This is a genomic window from Candidatus Latescibacterota bacterium (assembly GCA_019038625.1).
GTDB lineage: Bacteria > Krumholzibacteriota > Krumholzibacteriia > Krumholzibacteriales > Krumholzibacteriaceae > JAGLYV01.
In genome coordinates this window covers 1-20,474 of sequence record JAHOYU010000042.1, presented here as the reverse complement: position 1 = coordinate 20,474, position 20,474 = coordinate 1, and the positions used below count along the sequence as shown (strand labels likewise).

Genomic DNA, 20,474 nt, shown 5'->3' with positions numbered 1-20,474 from the left:
CGAGGCAAAGCCAGCTATCTATCTGTTATTATTCAAGTTATGATTTTACCAATCCTGTCTCGTAAATTATTTCACAAGGACATTCGCAAGAACTATTCACAATCATGAGGAAACATAAAGAATTATGGAGAATTATAAGTAAGTCTGAGAATCAGCGGTCCTGCAGATAAACGTAATCCCAGAACGGAATAAATAATTGTAAACCAGGTCGACTTTCTGCCGAATAGTATTACTGGCTACCAGACTCGATGCTGCTGAAAATCTGGCTGAAAATCATCGGCCGCAGGATCGTTGATCCATCGACGCCCGGCTTTACAGGAAAGGACACACCGAATGCGCCATCGGGATTCAGCCCTCGTTATTATTCTCATCTGCCAGTTATCCCTGTTGTCCTGCTCGATCGAAACCCCCGAAGCTCCCAGTTGGGATATAGGGTTGACCCTTCCCCTGGTCGATCATGAGTATGACATGCTCGAGATAATAGACCGGATATCGGAAGAGGCTCTGGCTTATGATTCTACGGGTGCTATTTCCTTCACCATCAGCGAGGAGATCTCTCCTGTCACGATAGACGCGGGGCTTTCCGTGGAGGGATTCTCCGAAAGCTTCAGCGAAGTCCTGGGAACCATCGAGATCTCTGTTCCGGATGGAGTATCGTCGGAGATCCTGCTTGCTGACTATATAGGTATGGGAGGATTGATACCCCCCCTTTCGCTGGATGCCGGCAAAGATTTTCCATTATTTCAGGATATAGAAAGAGCGGTGATAGAATCCGGCATGATGGAGATCAGCGTGACCAACAGACTGGATCTCCCACTCGACACACTGATACTCGACATTGACGACGATGGGTCGGGGTTCAGGATAGCATCGATCGAATTCACCGGTGGACTCGACAAAGGCGAAACTGGAACGAGAATGATAGACCTTTCGGGAATGACTGTCACAAACGATCTTTCTTTCGATGCTCACATGCATACACCAGGTGATTCTATTGAAAGTCTCAATGGGAAAAGCCTCCTCGTGGAAGCGTACTTTCCCGGGACTTTGAGCGTATCCTCGGCCAGAGCGGCTGTCCCCGGTCAGACAAAGGTCTTCTCTGAAGAAATCAATATCGGAGGGGACGACGCTATCGTCTCCGCATCGATCATCTCGGGAGAACTTCGGATCGGGATATTCAACGGCACAGGAACGGTGGTCCTCGCTAATGTCACCGTGCCCGGGCTGATACTGGATGGCTCACCGATGTCCATATCTGCAGGGCTGAGCCCCGGGCAATCGCAGATGATCACCCGGAGCCTGGCTGAGTATGTCCTATATCCCTCAGCCGGTGTAGAGGGGCAACAGATCACCGCATCCCTGACTATCGATATACCATCCAGCGGAGAGGGCCAGATCGATTTTGACTCCACGGACAACTTCCTCGTGGACATCAACATCTCTGAACTCCTGCTTTCCTCGATGGCCGGTGTTACTGGACCTGAACGAGTAGAGATCGGCCAGACCGATGTCGTCGTAGATATCCCCGATGGATTCGAGAACTTCAGTCTTACAGGAGCCATTCTTGAGATGGATATAGTAAGCGCTGTCGGGTTCCCCGCGACGATCGAACTCCTTCTCAGCGCGGATAACGGGGCCGAACTGACCATCTTCGGCACTGTCCGGCCGGGAACACCCGAGTCGCCGGTAAAGACATTGATCACAGACAGTAATATCCAGGCATTGCTCGATCCGATTCCCGGGCATATAACGATAACCGGCCACGCCATGGTCGGTGACGGGATCTCAAGCGGGACGGTGTCGTCCGGCAGCTATGTATCCGGGTCTGTATCGATCATCTCGCCTCTTGAACTTGCCATAGGTGAGACAGAATTCGAATCGGAGATCAACCATACCGACATCGAAGCTGAAGACCTCTCCGATCTCACGGACCGTATGAAAGAAGCCACTCTCACGACAACGATCATCAATCATCTCCCACTGGAAGTGTATGTGACGATATTCATGTCGAGCGATTCTCTGACACTGTTTGATGACCCCGAACTTACGATAGGGCCGATTGAGGTATCCATCGGTGAGATCGGGATCGAAGGACTGGTCTCGGCTGCGCGAACCAGCGAAAATGTGTTTCACCTGACTCATGACGATCTGCAGATCCTCGAAAACGAAAGAATCTATATCGGTCAGTCGATATGGTTCCCTGGCACTGCCGGGGAGACGGTAAGAATGATCCAGACCGACTGGATCACGGTCAGAGCATATATGGACGTCATCCTGACCATAGGAGAAGAATGATGACGATCACTGGAAGGCGGCGCTGTGTCACGTAACGGATCGATACTGTTCCTGATAACAACCATGTTGATGGCCAGCCTCCCGGGACCTTCGATAAAGGCAGGAGTATGGTGTGACGCAAGGTCGATAGCTATGGCCGGCAGCTATACGGCTGTCGCCAGGGGATACGACGCGATCGGTCTCTGCCCTGGAAACCTCGGCCTTTCGGACCGGCCCTGGCTGCGAGTCCAACTCTTCGCGATCGGGTCTGCTCTCGATAACAACACCTTTTCCATCTCGGATTATGAAAAGTATAACGGAGCCAATCTCAGCGAATCAGACCGGCAGTATATCCTGTCGATGATACCGGACGAAGGGCTTCAGTTCAGAGGAAACGTCACAGCCTCGACCCTGTCGTTATCCAGAGGTCCGCTGGTCCTGGCGACAACGGTGGAAGCCTCGGCTGCCGGCAGCCTGTCCAGAGATGTAGTCGACCTTGCCTTCTTTGGAAACGGCATGGGCGAGACGATCGATACTGACCTTGCCGACGGCGAGGCATTCGTCCACGCCGATTTCAATCTCGCATACGGATACAATATTGGAAAATACGACTGGGGTGAGCTTGCTGTCGGAGTGAACTGCAAATATATCCGGGGGATAACCTATATGAACGTGAGCAGGGCGGAAGCAACGGCAACTACATCGATGTCAGGCATAGACGCTGACGGATCGATCCTCATACGGACCGCACGGGGCGGGTCCGGACTGGGACTCGATGTGGGGATCGCCTCACTCTTCGGCGAAAAGTGGACATTCTCGGCGGGCGTAAGAAACCTGGTGTCCTTCATAAACTGGAATGTCGATACGGAATTCTCCGAGTACATCTTCACAGTCGACTCGTTCAGTGCCGAAACGGCCGACGACTCGACTACCATTCAGTCCAGTGAAATAGATCGAGACGTGAAATCGTTCGTATCCACTCTGGTCCCGGAGTTAAATCTCGGGGCTGCCCGCCAGGCAGGAGACTTTCTTCTTGCAGCGGATCTCAAGTTCCGGCTCCGCGCGACTCCCGGAGCCGACTACGACCCGGAACTGTCGACCGGATGCGAATACAGCAGAATCAGTTTCATGCCTCTCAGAGCAGGGATCTCGATCGGTGGATTTCATGGGATGTCACTCGGACTGGGTCTGGGGTTTAGATTCTCCTCGTTCAATCTCGATCTCGCCTGGGCCTCATCTGGCACGATGCTCCCTTCGATGGGAAACGGATTTATCCTGGCCGTCTCATCGTATCTTGATTTCAGTGGTAATAAGGAAGATGAGGATCAAAGAGTCCCCGACACGGATCGACGGAAAGAATCCTGGGGTCCCAGGGGGATCTGAATTCAATTTCGACCTGAAAACCGATCTACGATCAGACGATCGTAAGCCTTCTGAATATAATAGGCCATGATGACAGTCACCGGCAGGATGAACACGACAAAATACAGGATCGAGGGGACGACACCTTGCGGCGCGAAAAACCTTTTCCCTGTCGAAAAGCTGATCCTGTGAAGAAGATATAGCGCATAACTCGAATAACCCAGAAAGCCGACAAACCTCCTGTTGCAAAAGTGGCTGAACAATCGCCCGAGGTACAGAAGAAGACCCAGAGAGGCCAGGAAAGAGCCGATTGAGATAAAGAGACGGAAATATTGACCGTCAAACCTGGAGTAGGCGATAAACCCACAGGTAAGGGGCACCAGAGAAAGAACCAGAAAAATCCTGTTTTTCAGAAGATTCTCGACAACACTGGCCCTCGCCACCAGTATTCCCGCGACAAAAGCAGGAAGATACTGGGCAAACCTGAGATCAATATATCCGGTTCCGTAATTGATGACGACAAGAAGTGTGAATAATCCAGCCGATGATGCGATTATCCTGACAGGGCTGAACCTGTACAGAAAAAAAGGTGTCATCAGATATAAGTGTAACAGGAGGCAGACGAACCAGAGTGTTTTGAGATTCTCGCCGGTGACCATATTTGTGAGAAGCGATGCTCTCAGAAAAGCGCCGGGACTTATCAGGTGGATGACTGCAAAGATGGCCAGCGTCCCGAGATACATGGGATATATCCTCAGTATCCTCTTCCTGAAAAAGGAAAAGAGATCAGGCAACCCGGTAATATCATAACGACTGGACAGCACGTATCCGGAAATATAGAAAACCAGGGCAAGCACTACATCCGTGATAAGACAGGTAATATCATTAGAGAAAGAGAACGATGGTGAATATTCCTGAAGATGCCAGACCCCGACGATATACAGGATAGCGCCGGACCTCAGGATATCGAGAGAAAGATCTCTTTTACCGGAAGTCTTCATGCCCACTTTCCACTGATCGACAATTCCCCGAATCTCATTGTCTCTGCCCCTGGAGCATCACAGACTATGAAAGTCCACGGCCCGAAGAGCGCAAGCTCTCCGGGCCGTTATCTCATCCTGTGTCCACACAGACACAGGCAGCAATCCGATTTACTCGATCAACCTTCATGCCCCGTAGGCATTTCCAGTCCGTATCCCTGTCTCCTGTCAGCCTTTTTGAGCTGGAAGGCAAGGAATATCGATATGACGCCGAGGACCACGAGCATGAGAATAGGCATCGTGTAATTGTAGGGAGGAATCTCCCCTGCAATCTTGAGTTCCTCGATCCTCATAGCTACATCACTCCCGCTCATTCCACTTGCTATCAGACTTTCCCTTGTATCTCTGATCTGATTGACGATCGCGGGGTTGACCATGTTCAGGACCTTTCCGATCCCCCAGAAGAATGCGGCAAGGCCGTAGTTCTGAATGGTAAACATGGTCGCGTAGGCTGTTCCCAGCCTGTTCTCGGGCACGATCTTCGCGACCGAAGGCCACATCGCGGCTGGTACCAGCGAAAAAGCGACGCCCAGAGCTAACAGACCAAAGTAACCAAGAATTATATTGTTGAAGACCGAAAGCGAAAGATGGGCAAAAATGAGCAGAAGCGAACCGATGATCATCAGTGTCGCGGCCTTGCCCTTCTTGTCGACCAGACGACCGAAGATCGGGGTGAAGAGTATCGTCCCGAGAGGAATGAGGCTCGTCACCTTCGGCCCGTTCTGGAAGAAGGCCTTGAACTTCTCCACAAACGACCACCCCGCCATATCAGGCAGTGTCGATGTAAACCCGAACTTATTGATTAAAAGGTCAGGCGCGTACTGCACGAAGGGAAATACCGCCGAGTAGAACGCCACGCAGAGAAGAGCGATAAAAATAAACGAATGATTGGTGATCAAATCGGTGAGATCCTTGAACTTGAACTTGTCTCCGTCCCCTTCTCCCGCCTGGATACCGGCCGCCTTGTCGAACTTGACGTCCAGGATCAGGTAGACAAGGAAGCAGATGAGCGAAACGCCGATCAGCGTCGCCGCGAACGATACACCTGTAAACACGCTGTTGTTCGCTATCTCGACACCGAAGAAGTTCGTGCCGGCAGAACCGAGACGGCCGAACCCCACGTTGATACCCATCGCGAGAGCCAGTTCGTAGCCCTTGAACCACTTCACCACCGTCCGCGAGACCATGACGCAGACGGTCTCAAGTCCAGTGCCAAACAGGATCCTCCCGACTATCATCCAGATCATAGTCGATCTTTCATCGGACCCGAACACACCTTTCGCTGCCAGGGCGACGATAGCGGCTCCGGCCACGGCCAGAATGCCGAATAACGTACCGGTCTTTCGTATCCCCCATTTGTCGAGAGCGATACCACCGACGATGATCATCAGGGCAAGATTTGCCCAGGTCGTCGAAGACGCGATACGCCCGAACTGATCACTGTTCAGTCCCAGCTCAGACTCCATCAGGCCCTTGAGTGGACCGAGACAGTCCTGGAACCAGTAAGTACTGAACAGGAGCGTACTGATCAGGATCAGAGCGAACCATCGCATTCCGGCTGACTCATTGAGTTTTCTTCTGGCAGCTTCTACCAAGGCGCGACCTCCCGAGTTGGCGTAAACAATAAAAACTGATTGTCGACAATATCCGTCGGTTAAACCCGAAGATAGAGGATAATATCACCTTTTATGATTATTTCTAAAAGCTTTTTTAACTATTTCGGGATTATTTTATGAGTAAAAACTCCCGTAAATCAGCTCAGGCCCGATGGAACACGGGGTGTTGAGAGAAGCTTTTCAAACTCTTTCCATTGAAGGGCCGGGTCTTCCATTGTTCCTTCGATCCCCTCTATATACTCCTTAACTACGTCATAACCGACATAGTAATTTATGATATAACTCCTGAACTCATCGAAAAAGTCGATCACCTTCCCGGCTCGGGCCCTTGAAAGAAGAGAGTATTTCGAGAGATAGTCTATCGTCTCTTCTCTCGTCCACTTCTGATCGAGATACATCCTCGCCGATTGGATCCTTGCCCTCGACAGCTTCTTCGCCAGCTTCTGAATCCTCGCATACTCATCAGCTCTCTCCGGGTCGATTCCCGCTAACGGGTATAATACATCGCGCTCATAAGCCAATCGTTCACCGCTGGGAAAAGCTACCTCTATCCCATAATTGGCTGTGCCTTCGGCAAGAAAAGAAAGAGGGCTGAACAGTGGATAGACAGAGTACTCGACCCAGCCCCTTTCCCTGGCAAGATTCTTCTCGAGAAGGGCGTTATATACATGATGCCCCGGATATCCCTCATGCGCAGCGAGGCCCAGTGGGCTGTCAATATACGTGGGGAGGTCCGTATTCACCTGGATCAGGCTGCGGGCATTTCCCTTGTACCAGTTATAAGCTCCCCAGGAAGTGCCCGTGACATATTCCACTTCGAAAGATTCTCCTTCGGGAAGCTCTATATACTTCTTTGTCCTGGTCCTGGCCTCTTCGAGGACTATCGTAAAGATTTCAGCGACCTTGTCTTTCGGAATGATGAAATCCTCACGGTACTTCTCCAGCCTCTCCTGGACATTTCCCTCGCCCGGTGGGAGAAGCCGGTCGATTTCGGCAAGGGTCTCCGCAAAATAGCTTTCATCGTATGTCGGTATCTTCGAATCGTAAAGGGCTTCGGCTTCCTGATCGAACGAGAACCGTTCCCCGTCCCTTACTTTCACCCATGTGGCAAGCGCCTCGATGTGCCTTGCGAGAAATGAGTGTCTCAGCCTGAGCAGTTCGTCATCTCCATCCACTTTCAGGTTTTTCAGGGCAGCGAGAAGTTCTCCGGTCTCGGAACCGATCGCCGCGAGGCCCATGCTGTCCGATTCAGCTTCTTTCTGCCATTCGTCCGGGCCGTAATACGCGTCAACATACATCTTGTCATGCTGACCCAGCGCCAGAGTCAGTCTGACATATCTTTCGGCGATCCGGTTCATCGATGCCTCATTTCCTTTTTCGTTCCCGCCTTCCCGCGAGGCGCATCCCGGCAACACTAACAGCGCGAGAACCATTGACAAAATCACCAGCCCAACCAAAGTCGCCGACGACCTCGAATGCAGCATATTATTCCTTTCCTTCAGGCTGGCTACTTTTTCGTTATCCAGTCGAGGGCCTCATCATAATCCCGAAAGACCTGGACTTCGTTTCTCGATTTCTGTTTCAGGTAGAATTCGTACATCCTCATAAGTCCGAAAGCCTCGTCACTGGAAACGACCATTGCGGCGTGGCTCGTTCCTTCGGTACCCCAGTTCGAAGTCACGAAATCCCTCACCTGTTGTATCTGAGGGGATACGAATGCGCTGAAATCAGCATCCCTCAGATCCCATAGTACATTCATGGCCGGATCATAATCAGGCCTGGAATAGACCTTTTCGAGACTGCCGATGAGGTCTTCCATCGTCAGACGTCCTGTGACGACATGTATCCTGAGACCGGACTCCCTGTCGATCTCCGTACTGATTCCCATAGGTCGCGCCCCCTTTTATCCCCTGACCGTTCGGCCTGGACACACTCCCCCCTCCGGTTCGACCCACCAACTGTTCATTGATTTATCAGCAAGTTCCTATTGTACAGAATTTTCGTGAAATTCAAATAATTATATTCAGAGTGAGAGAGTATTCACCTGGCAGGTCCAATTGATCGATGATGACAGGATTGTCCATTCTACCGATCGAGTCGGTATCCTCGACTATTGCTATCCCTATTCTTCGGGAGCTGTCTCCTCAGCTTCATCCAGTTTGCCGTCAGAGAGTTCAAGGAGTGCGCCCGATTCACTTTCTGGAAGAGTCTCGACTTCTCTTAACTTCCTCTCCATGGCCCTCGTCCTGGCTCCGGTGCTTTCGATAGTATTCGATGCTGCATTGAGCTGTTTCTGGACTTTATCGAGTATAGTCCCGAATTTACCGAACTCCGTTTTGACCGCCGAAAGCACTTTCCACACCTCGCTGGAACGTTTCTCGATCGCAAGGGTCCGGAACCCCATCCTGAGGCTGCTGAGAGTCGCGGCCAGGGTGGTCGGCCCTGTCACCACGATACGGAATTCATTCTGAAGGCGTTCGACTTCTCCAGGCTGACGGAGGATCTCGGCATAAAGTCCCTCGGTCGGAAGGAACATGATCGCAAAGTCGGTCGTATTCGGAGGGTCCAGATATTTATCCCTGATATCTTTCGCCGAGGTGTGTACTGCCCTGACCAGTGCCGCTGATGCCTGCTGCACCGCGGCGGGATCGGCCGCCTCCGACGCGTCGACAAGCCGCAGATAATCTTCCTGGGGAAATTTTGCATCAATCGGCAGCCAGACACATTCATCAGGATCCTCATCCGGTCCGGGCAGCCTGATGGCGAACTCCACCCTGTCCGCCGAGTCTTTCTTCGTCGCTATATTCGTTCCGTACTGCTCCGGCGTCAACACCTGTTCGAGAAGAGCGCCCAGTTGTACCTCGCCCCATATCCCTCTCGCCTTGACATTTGTCAGGACTTTTTTCAGGTCTCCGACTCCTGTGGCGAGGCTCTTCATCTCACCGAGGCCTTTCTGGACCGCTTCCAGCCGTTCACTGACCAGCTTGAAAGATTCACCAAGTCTTTTTTCCAGCGTTTTCTGGAGTTTTTCGTCTACAGTCTCCCTCATCTGCTCCAGTTTCTTCTCATTACTCTCCTGCAGCTCCCTTAACTTGTCGTCGATCGTCCCGCGCAGCTTACCGAGAATATCCTCGTTTGATCTGGTGAGCTCCTCGATCCGTTTCGATATATTTTCCAGATTGTCCTTCTGGCCCTTGCCGATCGCCTCTATGGATCTGACCATCGTCTCCGTAGTGTTTTTCTGTGTTCCCGACACTTCCTCGCGCAGGTCCTTAGCCGCTCTCTGAGCTTCCTCCCGGGCCTGGCGGAATTCATCCCTGACACCCTTCTCCAGGTCTGGTCCACCGGCGGAAAGCCTTCGAATCATATGGACAATAAGTATGATGATCGCTATGAGCAGGACCATTATCGAAACGCCAGTTAGAAACAAGTCAATCCCTCCGTCCCGCCGGCATCAGCCGGCGACCTGTCGTTCAGTAATACGACTTTATCGAGATGATCTATCACTGTCGACGATCATTCGCCATCACCGGTTGAATATGCCATCGAGCACCTCTCTCGCCAGAACCGCGTTCGGAATATCCACTTCCAGGTCAAGAAGAGGTCTGTCCTTCGACTCTTTCATCAACTTCGCCAGTTCGGAAAAATCGAATGTCCCCCTACCCGGCACCAGATGATCGTCGGAGATCCCGTCGTTGTCATGCAGGTGCAGGGCCGCTATCCTGCCTTCGAGCGCGTTCCACCACCTGGATATATGAAGCCTCGAGAATGCGTTCACATGCCCCGTGTCGATGCAGAACCGCACCGAGTGGCCTGGCAGAAGGTCTGCCAGATGGATCAACACCTCCGGCCGGTCGTCCCATGTGTTTTCCAGCGCAAGAGTCACACCGAGGCTGTTCGCACGTTCCATGACGGCTGGCATCCTCTCCGCCCAGTTCCTGAACCAGTGCCTCCGCCCACCCCTCGAAAACTGGGGAAGGTAGCCCGTATGCATGACCATCACTTTTCCACCGAGTCCACTGGTGATCTCAAGCCCGTGAAGAAGTGCGCGGATGGAATATTCCGCTATGTTTCTGTCTATACCGGCCACGTCGAGTCCGAAAAACGGGCCATGAGTAAAAGGCCTGAATCTGTTCTGCTCGAAGACCTCACCAAGACGTTTCAGGTCATCTGTCTTGAGGCCCATCATATAATCGACATCTGTCATCCGGACTTCCGGCTGAAAACCGTTCTCCGTGACGAAATCGATATTTTCCTCGATCCTGCTCAATGGTATGCTCAGGTGATACTCCATGAGAGCTATACTGCCAGATTCGGAAGTATATTACAAGAATGTTGGTGAATCCTGACTACTCTTTGGGCCTGATAACCTTTTCTCGAAAGCAAAGTGTCTTGACCTCTCCTGCCTCTCTGATTATTCTTCCCGAAGTAAAAGATTTTTGAAGATAAGACAAGGAGCGTGATCGAGAATATGAAACTGGTCGAATGCGTACCCAACTTCAGTGAAGGCCTTGATATGGCCAAGATCGATGCAATCACTAACGAGATAAGTGGAGTCGAGGGAGTAAAACTTCTCGATGTCGACCCCGGGAAAGACACTAACAGGACAGTCGTCACTATGATCGGCACGCCCGACGAAGTCGTCGAAGCGGCGTTCAGGGCAATAAAAAAAGCCGCTGAGGTCATCGATATGCGTACTCATACCGGCACGCACGCCCGTATGGGGGCGACCGACGTATGCCCCTTCGTCCCGGTAAGCGGAATAACGATGGACGAATGTATCGAGCTTGCACACAGGCTTGGTGAGAGGGTAGGAAGCGAACTGGGAATACCCGTTTACTTCTACGAATACGCCGCATCGAAGCCCGAATGGAAAAACCTCGCCACAGTCCGATCCGGTGAATACGAGGCCCTTTCAGAAAAGTTGAAGGATCCCGAGTGGAAACCTGACTGCGGCCCTGCCGAGTTCAACCCGGGCGCTGGCGCAACGGCGATCAGCGCCAGAGAATTCCTCATTGCATATAATGTCAATCTCAATACCCGCGACACGAAGGTCGCGAGGGATATCGCCTTCACGATCCGGGAAAAGGGCAAACTGGCACGCGACGAGGCAGGCAAGGTCGTAAAAGATGAAAATGGCAAATCTGTGAGAGCTCCCGGCATATTTAAGGAATGCAAGGCGGTCGGGTGGTACATGGACGATTTTGGAAGGGCCCAGGTCTCTATCAATCTCACGAACTACAATGTAACGCCCCCTCATCTCGTATTCGACGAATGCTCCCGGATAGCGCAGGAACTGGGCGCCAGAGTCACAGGAAGCGAACTTGTAGGCCTTATCCCCCTGGAGGCTCTTGTCCAGGCGGGAAAACATTATCTGGCAAAGATGGGCAAGCTCACAGGAGTGCCTGAATCCGAACTGGTCCATATCGCCGATCTCTCCATGGGGCTCAGCGACCTCTATCCATTCGAAGCGGACAAAAAGATCATAGAATATCAGTTTCACAGGGCTGACAGCCTGGTCGCGATGAAGGCCTCTGAGTTCGCCGACGTCCTCTCCACCGATTCACCCGCTCCTGGCGGGGGAAGCGTGGCCGCCCTGTGCGGCGCGCTGAGCGGAGCTCTCTCGGCGATGGTCGCCGCTCTCACTCATGGCAAGAAGGGATACGAAGACTCCTTCGATATCATGGAAGAGGTCAGCATCGAGGCACAGCGTCTCAAGGAAGAATTCCTGACCGACGTCGACAAAGACACCGACGCGTTCAACCGTGTGATGGATGCTATGAGGATGAAGAAAAAGACCGACGAGGAAAAGGCTGCAAGAGCCGCGGCAATAGAGGAATGTACGAAGGAAGCCACCCTCATCCCGTTGGGTGTGTTGAAACGTTCACTCGATGCGGCAAAGCTGGCCAGAGCGGTCTGTGAAAAGGGTAACAAAAACTCGGCGAGCGACTCCGCCGTCGCGGCCCTGACAGCGAGGACCGCAGCCGAAGGGGCCTGGCTCAACGTCGTCATAAATCTTCCCGGCATAGAGGATAAAGAATTCAGGACCGTCACGAAGACCGAGGCAGACAGGATCAGGGCCGAAGTAGTCTCTCATACCGAAGAGACCATAGCCCTTACCGAGAAGATACTTGAACAATAGCCTTCAGCACGGGAAATGTCGTATGCCGCAAGGAGGCAGCTGTGATCACGATCGATACCGAAAAAGTGTCCCCTCATCTCCAGGAAAAGGACATCGCAGGCAGGATGCCCGCGGCCATAGATGCCCTCGATTCCCTGCTTGAAAAAAAAGGGCCGGGCGCGGGGATGCTGGGATGGCTTGACCTTCCTCGTATGGAAAAAATTAAGATCGATGAGTTAGCCGATACAGGAAAGTCTATCCGGAAAGAAAATGACTGCCTGGTCGTAGTGGGGATAGGCGGATCGTATATCGGAGCAAGGGCCGCCATAGAAGCCCTGCCCTTCGAAGCCGGATTTCCCGTCTACTTCGCGGGCAACAACCTCTCTCCAGTCTACCTGGACGCTCTCCTGTCCCGCCTCGATGGAAAGAGATTCTCTATCTGCATGATCTCGAAATCGGGCACGACGACCGAACCGGCCATCGCCTTCCGGCTTCTCAAACGTAAACTGATAGAGACTTTCGGCCCCGACTCGATAAAAGACAGGATCATAGCTATCACCGACCCGGCAAAGGGCGCGCTGAGGGAGATGGCGACCAAAGAAGGATGGAAGACATTTTCGATTCCGTCCGATGTCGGAGGCAGGTTCAGCATCCTCTCCCCCGTGGGACTCCTCCCCTGCGCGGCAGCAGGCATACCCGTCAAGGGAATGCTGGCAGGGGCTCTCGGATCGCTTGAGACGTTCACCAGGGCTTCGGGAACCAATGACGCGTTGAGATACGCGGTTGTGCGGAGTCTTCTTCATGACAGGGGAACAAAGATAGAAGTGTTATCTACATTCCATCCCGAGCTGGCCATGATCTGCGAATGGTGGAAACAGCTGGCAGGCGAATCGGAGGGAAAAGAGGGCAAGGGTCTTTTCCCCGCCTCGACTATCATGACGACCGACCTGCACTCACTGGGACAATTCCTGCAGGAAGGCGCCCGTGACATCCTGGAGACATTTCTAGTGGCAAGACATCCTCTCCGGGACCTGACGATCCCATCCGAGCAGCAGGATCTCGACAACCTGAACTACCTGGCGGGAAGATCGGTCAGCGAAGTGAACGCGAAGGCTTTCGAGGGAACAAGATCAGCGCACGAAGCTGGAGGCCTTCCCGTGATAACGATCGAAGTGCCGTCGATCACACCCGATACTATCGGCGCGCTTTTCGTCTTTTTCGAGATCGTCGTATCTGTCACAGGCCGGCTTCTCGGTATCAACCCGTTTGACCAGCCCGGCGTCGAGGAATATAAGGCCAGGATGTTCAAGCTGCTCGGCAAACCGGGCTCATAAGCTGTCCACATCGATCATCCCGGGTGAATCAGGATTCAGTCGGCAGGAGTAAACTATTATGATCCGTTTCCAGCGAAAATCTTTTCTATTCTCTCTGGCCCTTCTGGCCTTCACCATGACCCTGGTCATGTCCTGCTCGAGAAAAGAGATGCCGGTCACGCGTGAGACCTTCGTCATGGGCTCGAAATGTGTCATCTCTATTTATGGGATGAAAGAGGACGAGGCGGCGGCTATCGCCGGCACGGCCTTTCACGAACTGGCCAGGATAGATGGACTGATGAGCAACTGGCGAGACGACAGCGAATTGTCCCTTCTGAACAATGGGCCGAAAAATATCCCGATCGAGATCTCGGAAGAACTGTTCGAGATCATCGAGAGGTCCATCTATTATTCAGGCCTGACCGAAGGCGCCTTCGATGTGACGGCGCGTCCACTGATCAGGCTCTGGGGATTTCAGCGGAAAGACGGCGAACTCCTTCTTGAGAAGATTCCCTCGGAAGAATCGATATCCCGGACACTACCATATGTAGGATCGGACAGAGTGATACTGGACCGCGACTCTCTGACCGTCACTCTCCCCGCCGGGATGCAGATCGATCTGGCAGGTATCGGAAAAGGTTATGGCGTGGACAGATGCGTCAAGATACTCCGAGGTGCCGGAGTGAACAGTGCTCTGGTCAACCTCAGCGGCAACATGTACGCTATCGGCACTCCTCCCGGACGCGAGGGCTGGTTGATCGGCATACGTGAACCTCATGGTGAAAGCGGGATAGTCGGGAAGATCCTGATGACCGACGAAGCGATCGCGACATCGGGTAATTACGAGAATTTCGTTATTCTGGGCGGCAGGAAGTACGGCCACATAATCGACCCGAGGACAGGGATGACAGTTGATCATCTACTCAGTGTCACAGTCGTTGCTCCTTCGGCGATAGAATCAGATGCTCTTTCGACCGGACTCTTCGTCCTCGGACCCGTTGCGAGCCGGAAGCTCTCCGAGACCCTTCCCGGCGTCAGGGTCGCATTCGCGCTTATCGACGACTCCTTTGAATTTATGGGAAGCTCTGGCTGGAAGATCGAGACAGATTAGATCTCGCCCCTCTATCTCTGAGATGATCGAGACCTCTTGACCCTAAACCACCTTCTCGGCGATGACAAGATACTGGTGAAACCGTGTATCCCTGCTGACACATCTGAATCCGTTATCATTAAATCCGCGCACCAGGCTGTCGACAGTCTCACCCTCCCCGGTCGCGTGAGAATGCCCGTCGTCTCCATGGATCCTGTCCATGATCGCGAAGCCTTCATCTGTGAAATCGCAGAACACAAACCTTCCTCCGTGAGCCAGGATCCTGGACACTTCAGGAAGTAAATTGTCCGCATTTTTCAGGTGATGGATGACGTCGACCATGACAGCAAGGTTGAAACTCTCATCCTTGAACGGAATATCATTCACATCGGCAACGTGAAACTCGATCATCGATTCGAGTTTCTCACCAACGGCATTCGTTATGGCTGCCTTGATCTGATCTTCATCGGGATCCAGTGTGACCACTTTGTGCCCGCGTTTCGCGATGCCGATCGCGGCGAGCCCCTTACCCGTCCCTATATCCAGAACAGGGCCCCGTATCGGTTTTGCCGAATCGAGGACAAAATCCGTTACTGCGTGCCGGTCGAACCCATGTTCCAGAAATAATCTATCCTTCTCCGAACTTTTTTCCTTTGATTCATCTATCACGCTTCTCGTTGGCGCGAAAGGTTCCCACACCATTGCCTTGTCTGTCCATCTCGCAAGGCCGGTCGCATCAGACATCTCCTCCTCCAGACTCCCCCGTTGTTCCAAAACTGCAACCCTGTCAATAATCATTCAGGACCTTATTCGATCCTGTCGAGCCCCTGGCTCAGATCGGACAGAATATCGTCTAATTCTTCAATTCCTACAGAGATCCTGACCAGACCGTCGGTGATTCCCGCCTGCTGCCTGATCGCTGGATCCATGCTCGCGTGCGTCATCGCGGCCGGCTGCTGGATCAATGTCTCAACACCACCGAGACTGACTGCCAGGACACATAATTCCAGCGAATCCATCAGTACCTTACCGGCTTCCAGCCCTCCCTTGAGCTCGAAACTGATAAGGCCACCAGGGCCCGAAGCCTGCTTTTTGTGCGTCTCGTACTGCGGATGCGACTTCAATCCGGGATACATCACCTTCGCTATCTTCGGGTGACTGTCGAGGAACTCGGCGACCTTCATACCGCTCGCGTTGTGTTTTTCCATCCTGATCGCCAGAGTCTTGATGCCTCTGGCCACGAGGAACGAGTTGAATGGATCTATAGTACCGCCGTAGGCGTTCGACATCTTCCTGAGATGCCTGTAGTCTTCCTCGTTCTTCGCTATGACCATTCCGGCAACGACATCGGCATGACCATTGATGAACTTCGTCATCGAATGGATCACCACGTCGGCGCCAAACTCAAAGGGCCTCTGAAGGATCGGGCTCATGAATGTATTGTCCACGGTTATTTTGGCACCGTGCGAGTGAGCCAGCTCCGCGACCGCGGCGAGATCGGTCACCGCCATTGTAGGATTGGCCGGAGTCTCAATATGAATCAGCGTGGTCTCGGGCCTCAGGGCCGCCTTGATTTTCTCCAGATCGGTCGTATCTACGAACGATACATCGACGTTCCAGTTCCCGAACTGCTGGGTGAACAGGCCTACTACCGGTCCGTATACGGATTCACTGCATATAGCATGATCGCCTGCCTTCAGGATCGAGGCGAAGGCAAGATGAAGCGCCGCCATACCCGAACCACAGCCTACCCCGTCATATCCGTCCTCCAGAAGGGCCACTGCCTTCTCCACTGACCTGACCGTGGGATTACCCAGACGTGAATAGATATAGCCCTCTTCTTTACCGGCGAACAGTCCCGCCCCGTGATCGACATCTCTGAAACTGAATGTCGAGGTCTGGTATATCGGTGTAATCACTGCGCCCGACCCGTCCGGGATGAGGCTGCCATGTACACATTGCGTAAGTTTTGATTTTTTCTCGATGTCGTGCATTCCTGCTCTCCGTTCTCTTCAGTAGTCCGCGTACACGGACCTGTCAGACTCTAACTATTGCCTCCACAGCCGCCAGGTCCACCGCATCCGCCGCCATGATCGTGTCCCGAACAGGCTTCTCCCTTAGAAGCGAGAGCTCCTCCGAGAAACGACTTCACGGCTTCAGCGGGATCCTTCTCCGCTACACCGGTAACTACTTCTATACCATGCTCGGTGAAAATATCTTTTGCCTTCTGGCCGATACCACCGGCAAGGACCACACCTACTTTTTCTCCGGCCAGCCATTCGGGGATGACTCCGACACCATGTTCGGGAGGCTGAAGTTCTTCCGGTCCGGAAACCGTATTCTTTGTCCTGTCGACCTCGAAAGCAAGAAACTTCTCGGCATGTCCGAAATGCTCGCTTACCTTTCCACCGTCGACCGGCACAGCTATCTTTAAATTACCGGTTCCTGTGATCACGGGAGCCTTCCTTCCTTTCAGAGTGAGAAGCGACGCCGCCATAGAGGCGAACACCTTGCCCGCTTCGGACTCGGGATTGGATATGACGAAAGGTCTTCCGCTGTCCCCGGCCTCTACTACTCCGGACTCGAACGGCACCCTTCCCATAAACGGGACACTCATATCCGCGGCCATTTCCTCTCCTCCACCCTTACCGAAGAAATCGTCATGTTCTCCGCAATGAGGGCAGACATATCCGCTCATATTCTCGACGACCCCGATAACAGGAAGATTTACCTGGCTGCAGAAAGTGATACATTTTCTGACATCCTGGATGGCCACATTCTGTGGTGTCGTCACAATGACGGCTCCATCAGCATCAGGGATAAGCTGCGCTATCGACAGCGGCTCGTCGCCTGTGCCCGGAGGTGAGTCGACTACTATATAATCAAGTTCGCCCCAATCCACGTCGGAGAGGAACTGTTTGATCACACCCATCTTCAGTGGCCCGCGCCATATCACCGCGTCATCCTGGTTTTTCAGGAGAAAACCGATCGACATGACCAGGAGATTATCCCCGACCACGAAAGGTTTGATCGAGTTCTGCGAACCATCCAGCGGCATATTCTCTATTCCAAGCATCTTCGGCACACTCGGCCCGTGCAGGTCGATATCGATCAGTCCGACCTTCTTTCCGGCCGTGGCGAGCGCGACGGCAAGATTCACCGCTACGGTGCTTTTCCCTACTCCGCCTTTACCTGATAGAACCAGCACCTTGTGTTTTATCTTTGAGAGATTCAGGGCCAGTCTCGCTTCATCATTATTCTGTTCTGCCATCAATCCTCCAGTCCAAGTTCTCTGCGGACGAACTCCCAGACGCCGGATACATCCGACGCGGCCGTCCCATCACTGAATTCCGAAATACTTTTTCCGCAGATCTGGGCTTTTGTGAAGTCCTCATCGAATCTGACGGTCCCGGCGAATGGTATCCCGGACTTTTCGGCCATCTCCCTTATCTGACCGGTAATATCTTCGTTAATGTCTGATTTGTTCACACAAATCAAGGTCTTTATTTCAAAATGCCGGGCAAGGTCGATGACCCTTTTCACATCATGCATCGCCGACAGCGATGGCTCGGTAACGGCGAGTACAGCGTCCGATCCTGTAACCGATGCTATCACAGGACAACCGATCCCCGGGGACCCGTCTACGATTATCGTATTTATTCCCTCTTCTTCAGCCACGCGTCTGGCCGCCCTGCGGACCTCGGTGACGAGTTTTCCGGAATTCTCGCTTCCGGGCAGCAGTCTTGCATGGATCAACGGCCCGTTATCAGTATCGGACACGTACCATTCCCCATTGGTCTCAGGTTCCATCGTGATCACTTTCTCAGGACAGAACTCGGCGCATACTCCGCATCCCTCGCATGCCATGCTATCGATATCATATACACTTCCGTCCTCAAGGACAGCTGAAAAACGACACACTTCATGACACCTGCCACACCCTGTGCAGGATGCCTGGTCGATCACAGCAACCTTTCCCCCGATGAATTCGATCTTCTCGCGGATTACAGGCTTTGTCACTATATGCAGATTTGCCGCGTCCACATCGCAATCCGCGCATACCACGCGTCCGGCCAGCCTCGCGAACGACGCGACCATACTGGTCTTTCCAGTGCCCCCCTTGCCGCTTATGACTACGATTTCTTTCATATTACTATAGTTTCTTTCATAGATGCCGGTTCTTTCACAGCGACCGGCTCTTTCATGCTAACCAGCAATTATCTCAGCCAGCCTGTCCAGGATGGCATCTATCGCCTGTTCCATCACAGGTATTTCAAAAGCAACGAGGCCTCCGGTCGAGGAGATCTCGGCTATTTTCCGTATCGCGGGAATCTCGGCCAGGACCTCGAATCCATTTTCTCGACAGAACTCTTTTATGCCGTCCTGTGCAGGCCTGGAAGAACTCTCCGTGGCAGATGCCTCGCTCTCCATCACTCTGTTCAGCACGACACCACAGCTTATCCCGAACATCTTCACTACTTCTCCTGCCAGCTTAAAATCATTCAGACCGAATGGTGTCGCCTCTGCTACGAGAACGACATAGTCCGCTCCCCGCACCGATTCCACCATCTGACAGGAAGTGCCAGGAGGAGAGTCGATAATGAAAAGGTTGGATTCGTCGGGCATTGTGAGCAGGTCCTGGATGATCGGGACCGATCTCGGTTCACCGACATCAAGTGTTCCCATCGTGAAACGGAGTTTTGCCAGCCCGGGTCTCTCCAACCCGACTGTCTCTTTTGTGTTTTTCTCCCCCCCACACTCATCTACTTCATAATAAAGCCGGCCAGGTGCATCTTTCCCGGATTTAACGACTGATACTCCCGTAGCGATATGGCCTGTCTTTCGTTCTATCTCCGATATCGCGCCCAGAGGGCATACGAGCGTACAGCCGCCGCAGGAATGGCACAGTTCGGGAAATGACACGACCCGGCCGGCCAGGACCTTGATTGCGTTGAAATTGCAGATTTCCCCGCATTTCCCGCACCCGTCGCAGAGATCATCGTCTACAACGGGAACGGGAACAGTGACATCGGTCCTTTCGAGGTTCTCGGGATGAAGAAAAATATGTCCATCCGGTTCCTCAACGTCACAATCAGAATACGTAGTCTTTATCCCTCTGACGGCTGCGACCGCCGCCAGATTTACAGCAAGTGTGGTCTTCCCTGCACCACCCTTACCACTTGCAAAAGCAATCCTCATCCGTCTCTCCGTTTGATATCTATACCCAGATATCCCTATTCAGATACTTCTACTCAGATTCCAGTTTCTTCATCCTGTCCTTCACCGCCGCAAGTTCGATCTCGAGCCTATCGGCATCGCCTCGAAGAATATCGAGTTCACTCGCCTGGTTCGGGGCAGATCCGCCCCCATCATAATAGCGTCCGCGCAGTCTCATCCCGGATCCACGACCACCACCCTGGAAACCAGCGCCTCTAAAACCAGGTCCCCCATAAGCGCCCATTCCCCGGCGATTGCCCATACCCATACGTCCTCCAAATCCGGCGCCGCCACGCAAAGTCTCTGCCTGGTTGATATATCCCGGACTATCGAATCCGGCACAAAATCCGGCCGCCCGTCCCGTTCTGGGACCTCCACCCTCTGGTCCTGTCCTGTCTCCTCGTGGCATAACACACCTCCGATTCTCTACCAGTGCTGCTC

17 protein-coding genes are annotated in these 20,474 nt (G+C 52.9%); 5 read left to right on the top strand and 12 right to left on the bottom strand.

Features of this window, described 5'->3' with window-relative positions; genetic code table 11:
- The first annotated feature begins 333 nt into the window (after nucleotides 1–333).
- Nucleotides 334–2,295: a hypothetical protein gene (locus KOO63_02850; protein ID MBU8920777.1), complete on the top strand. Its 1,962-nt coding sequence runs from the start codon at nucleotides 334–336 to the stop codon at nucleotides 2,293–2,295.
- Between the two features lie 24 nt (nucleotides 2,296–2,319).
- Complete coding sequence (locus KOO63_02845; GenBank protein MBU8920776.1) at nucleotides 2,320–3,657, top strand: hypothetical protein; 1,338 nt, start codon at nucleotides 2,320–2,322, stop codon at nucleotides 3,655–3,657.
- Between the two features lie 2 nt (nucleotides 3,658–3,659).
- On the opposite strand, the gene KOO63_02840 is transcribed toward KOO63_02845, so the two are convergent.
- From KOO63_02840 to KOO63_02815, 6 genes are all read right to left on the bottom strand, one after another.
- Nucleotides 3,660–4,637 (bottom strand): acyltransferase family protein, encoded by a 978-nt coding sequence (locus tag KOO63_02840; GenBank protein ID MBU8920775.1) that lies wholly within the window; start codon nucleotides 4,635–4,637, stop codon nucleotides 3,660–3,662.
- Nucleotides 4,638–4,795: 158 nt separating this feature from the next.
- Nucleotides 4,796–6,271, bottom strand: a complete 1,476-nt coding sequence (locus KOO63_02835; GenBank protein ID MBU8920774.1) for an MFS transporter — start codon at nucleotides 6,269–6,271, stop codon at nucleotides 4,796–4,798.
- 158 nt (nucleotides 6,272–6,429) lie between these two features.
- Nucleotides 6,430–7,776, bottom strand: coding sequence for a DUF885 domain-containing protein (locus tag KOO63_02830; GenBank protein ID MBU8920773.1), 1,347 nt, complete (start codon nucleotides 7,774–7,776; stop codon nucleotides 6,430–6,432).
- A 23-nt stretch (nucleotides 7,777–7,799) separates the two neighbouring features.
- The gene (locus KOO63_02825; GenBank protein MBU8920772.1) at nucleotides 7,800–8,180 is read right to left on the bottom strand and encodes an STAS/SEC14 domain-containing protein; all 381 of its coding nucleotides are present in this window, start codon (nucleotides 8,178–8,180) and stop codon (nucleotides 7,800–7,802) included.
- 234 nt (nucleotides 8,181–8,414) lie between these two features.
- Nucleotides 8,415–9,659, bottom strand: coding sequence for a DNA recombination protein RmuC (gene rmuC / locus KOO63_02820; protein MBU8920771.1), 1,245 nt, complete (start codon nucleotides 9,657–9,659; stop codon nucleotides 8,415–8,417).
- A 159-nt stretch (nucleotides 9,660–9,818) separates the two neighbouring features.
- Entirely contained in the window at nucleotides 9,819–10,586 is a 768-nt protein-coding gene (locus KOO63_02815) for a sugar phosphate isomerase/epimerase (protein ID MBU8920770.1), read from the bottom strand.
- 177 nt (nucleotides 10,587–10,763) lie between these two features.
- On the opposite strand from KOO63_02815, the gene ftcD reads away from it, so the two are divergent.
- Genes ftcD through KOO63_02800 form a run of 3 tightly spaced genes read left to right on the top strand, consistent with a single transcriptional unit; the run spans nucleotide 10,764 to nucleotide 14,837 of the window.
- Nucleotides 10,764–12,434, top strand: a complete 1,671-nt coding sequence (gene ftcD, locus KOO63_02810) for a glutamate formimidoyltransferase (protein ID MBU8920769.1) — start codon at nucleotides 10,764–10,766, stop codon at nucleotides 12,432–12,434.
- Between the two features lie 41 nt (nucleotides 12,435–12,475).
- The gene (locus KOO63_02805; protein MBU8920768.1) at nucleotides 12,476–13,747 is read left to right on the top strand and encodes a glucose-6-phosphate isomerase; all 1,272 of its coding nucleotides are present in this window, start codon (nucleotides 12,476–12,478) and stop codon (nucleotides 13,745–13,747) included.
- A 58-nt stretch (nucleotides 13,748–13,805) separates the two neighbouring features.
- A complete protein-coding gene (locus KOO63_02800) occupies nucleotides 13,806–14,837 on the top strand; it encodes an FAD:protein FMN transferase (GenBank protein MBU8920767.1) in 1,032 nt (343 codons plus the stop codon).
- A 42-nt stretch (nucleotides 14,838–14,879) separates the two neighbouring features.
- Here the strand turns inward: KOO63_02800 and KOO63_02795 are convergent, their stop codons facing one another.
- The 6 genes from KOO63_02795 to KOO63_02770 form a co-directional block, all read right to left on the bottom strand.
- On the bottom strand, nucleotides 14,880–15,560 hold the full coding sequence (locus KOO63_02795; GenBank protein ID MBU8920766.1) for a class I SAM-dependent methyltransferase: 681 nt from the start codon (nucleotides 15,558–15,560) through the stop codon (nucleotides 14,880–14,882).
- 62 nt (nucleotides 15,561–15,622) lie between these two features.
- Entirely contained in the window at nucleotides 15,623–16,810 is a 1,188-nt protein-coding gene (locus KOO63_02790; GenBank protein ID MBU8920765.1) for an aminotransferase class I/II-fold pyridoxal phosphate-dependent enzyme, read from the bottom strand.
- Nucleotides 16,811–16,860: 50 nt separating this feature from the next.
- On the bottom strand, nucleotides 16,861–18,087 hold the full coding sequence (locus tag KOO63_02785; protein MBU8920764.1) for a P-loop NTPase: 1,227 nt from the start codon (nucleotides 18,085–18,087) through the stop codon (nucleotides 16,861–16,863).
- The gene (locus tag KOO63_02780) at nucleotides 18,087–18,965 is read right to left on the bottom strand and encodes an ATP-binding protein (protein MBU8920763.1); all 879 of its coding nucleotides are present in this window, start codon (nucleotides 18,963–18,965) and stop codon (nucleotides 18,087–18,089) included. The genes KOO63_02785 and KOO63_02780 overlap by 1 nt, the downstream gene beginning before the upstream one ends.
- A gap of 57 nt (nucleotides 18,966–19,022) precedes the next feature.
- Nucleotides 19,023–20,015 carry a 4Fe-4S binding protein gene (locus KOO63_02775; protein ID MBU8920762.1) on the bottom strand — a complete coding sequence of 331 codons (993 nt, stop codon included), beginning with the start codon at nucleotides 20,013–20,015 and terminating at the stop codon, nucleotides 19,023–19,025.
- A gap of 49 nt (nucleotides 20,016–20,064) precedes the next feature.
- Nucleotides 20,065–20,474: DUF5320 domain-containing protein (locus tag KOO63_02770; protein MBU8920761.1), on the bottom strand; the 410-nt coding region annotated here is incomplete at its 5' end.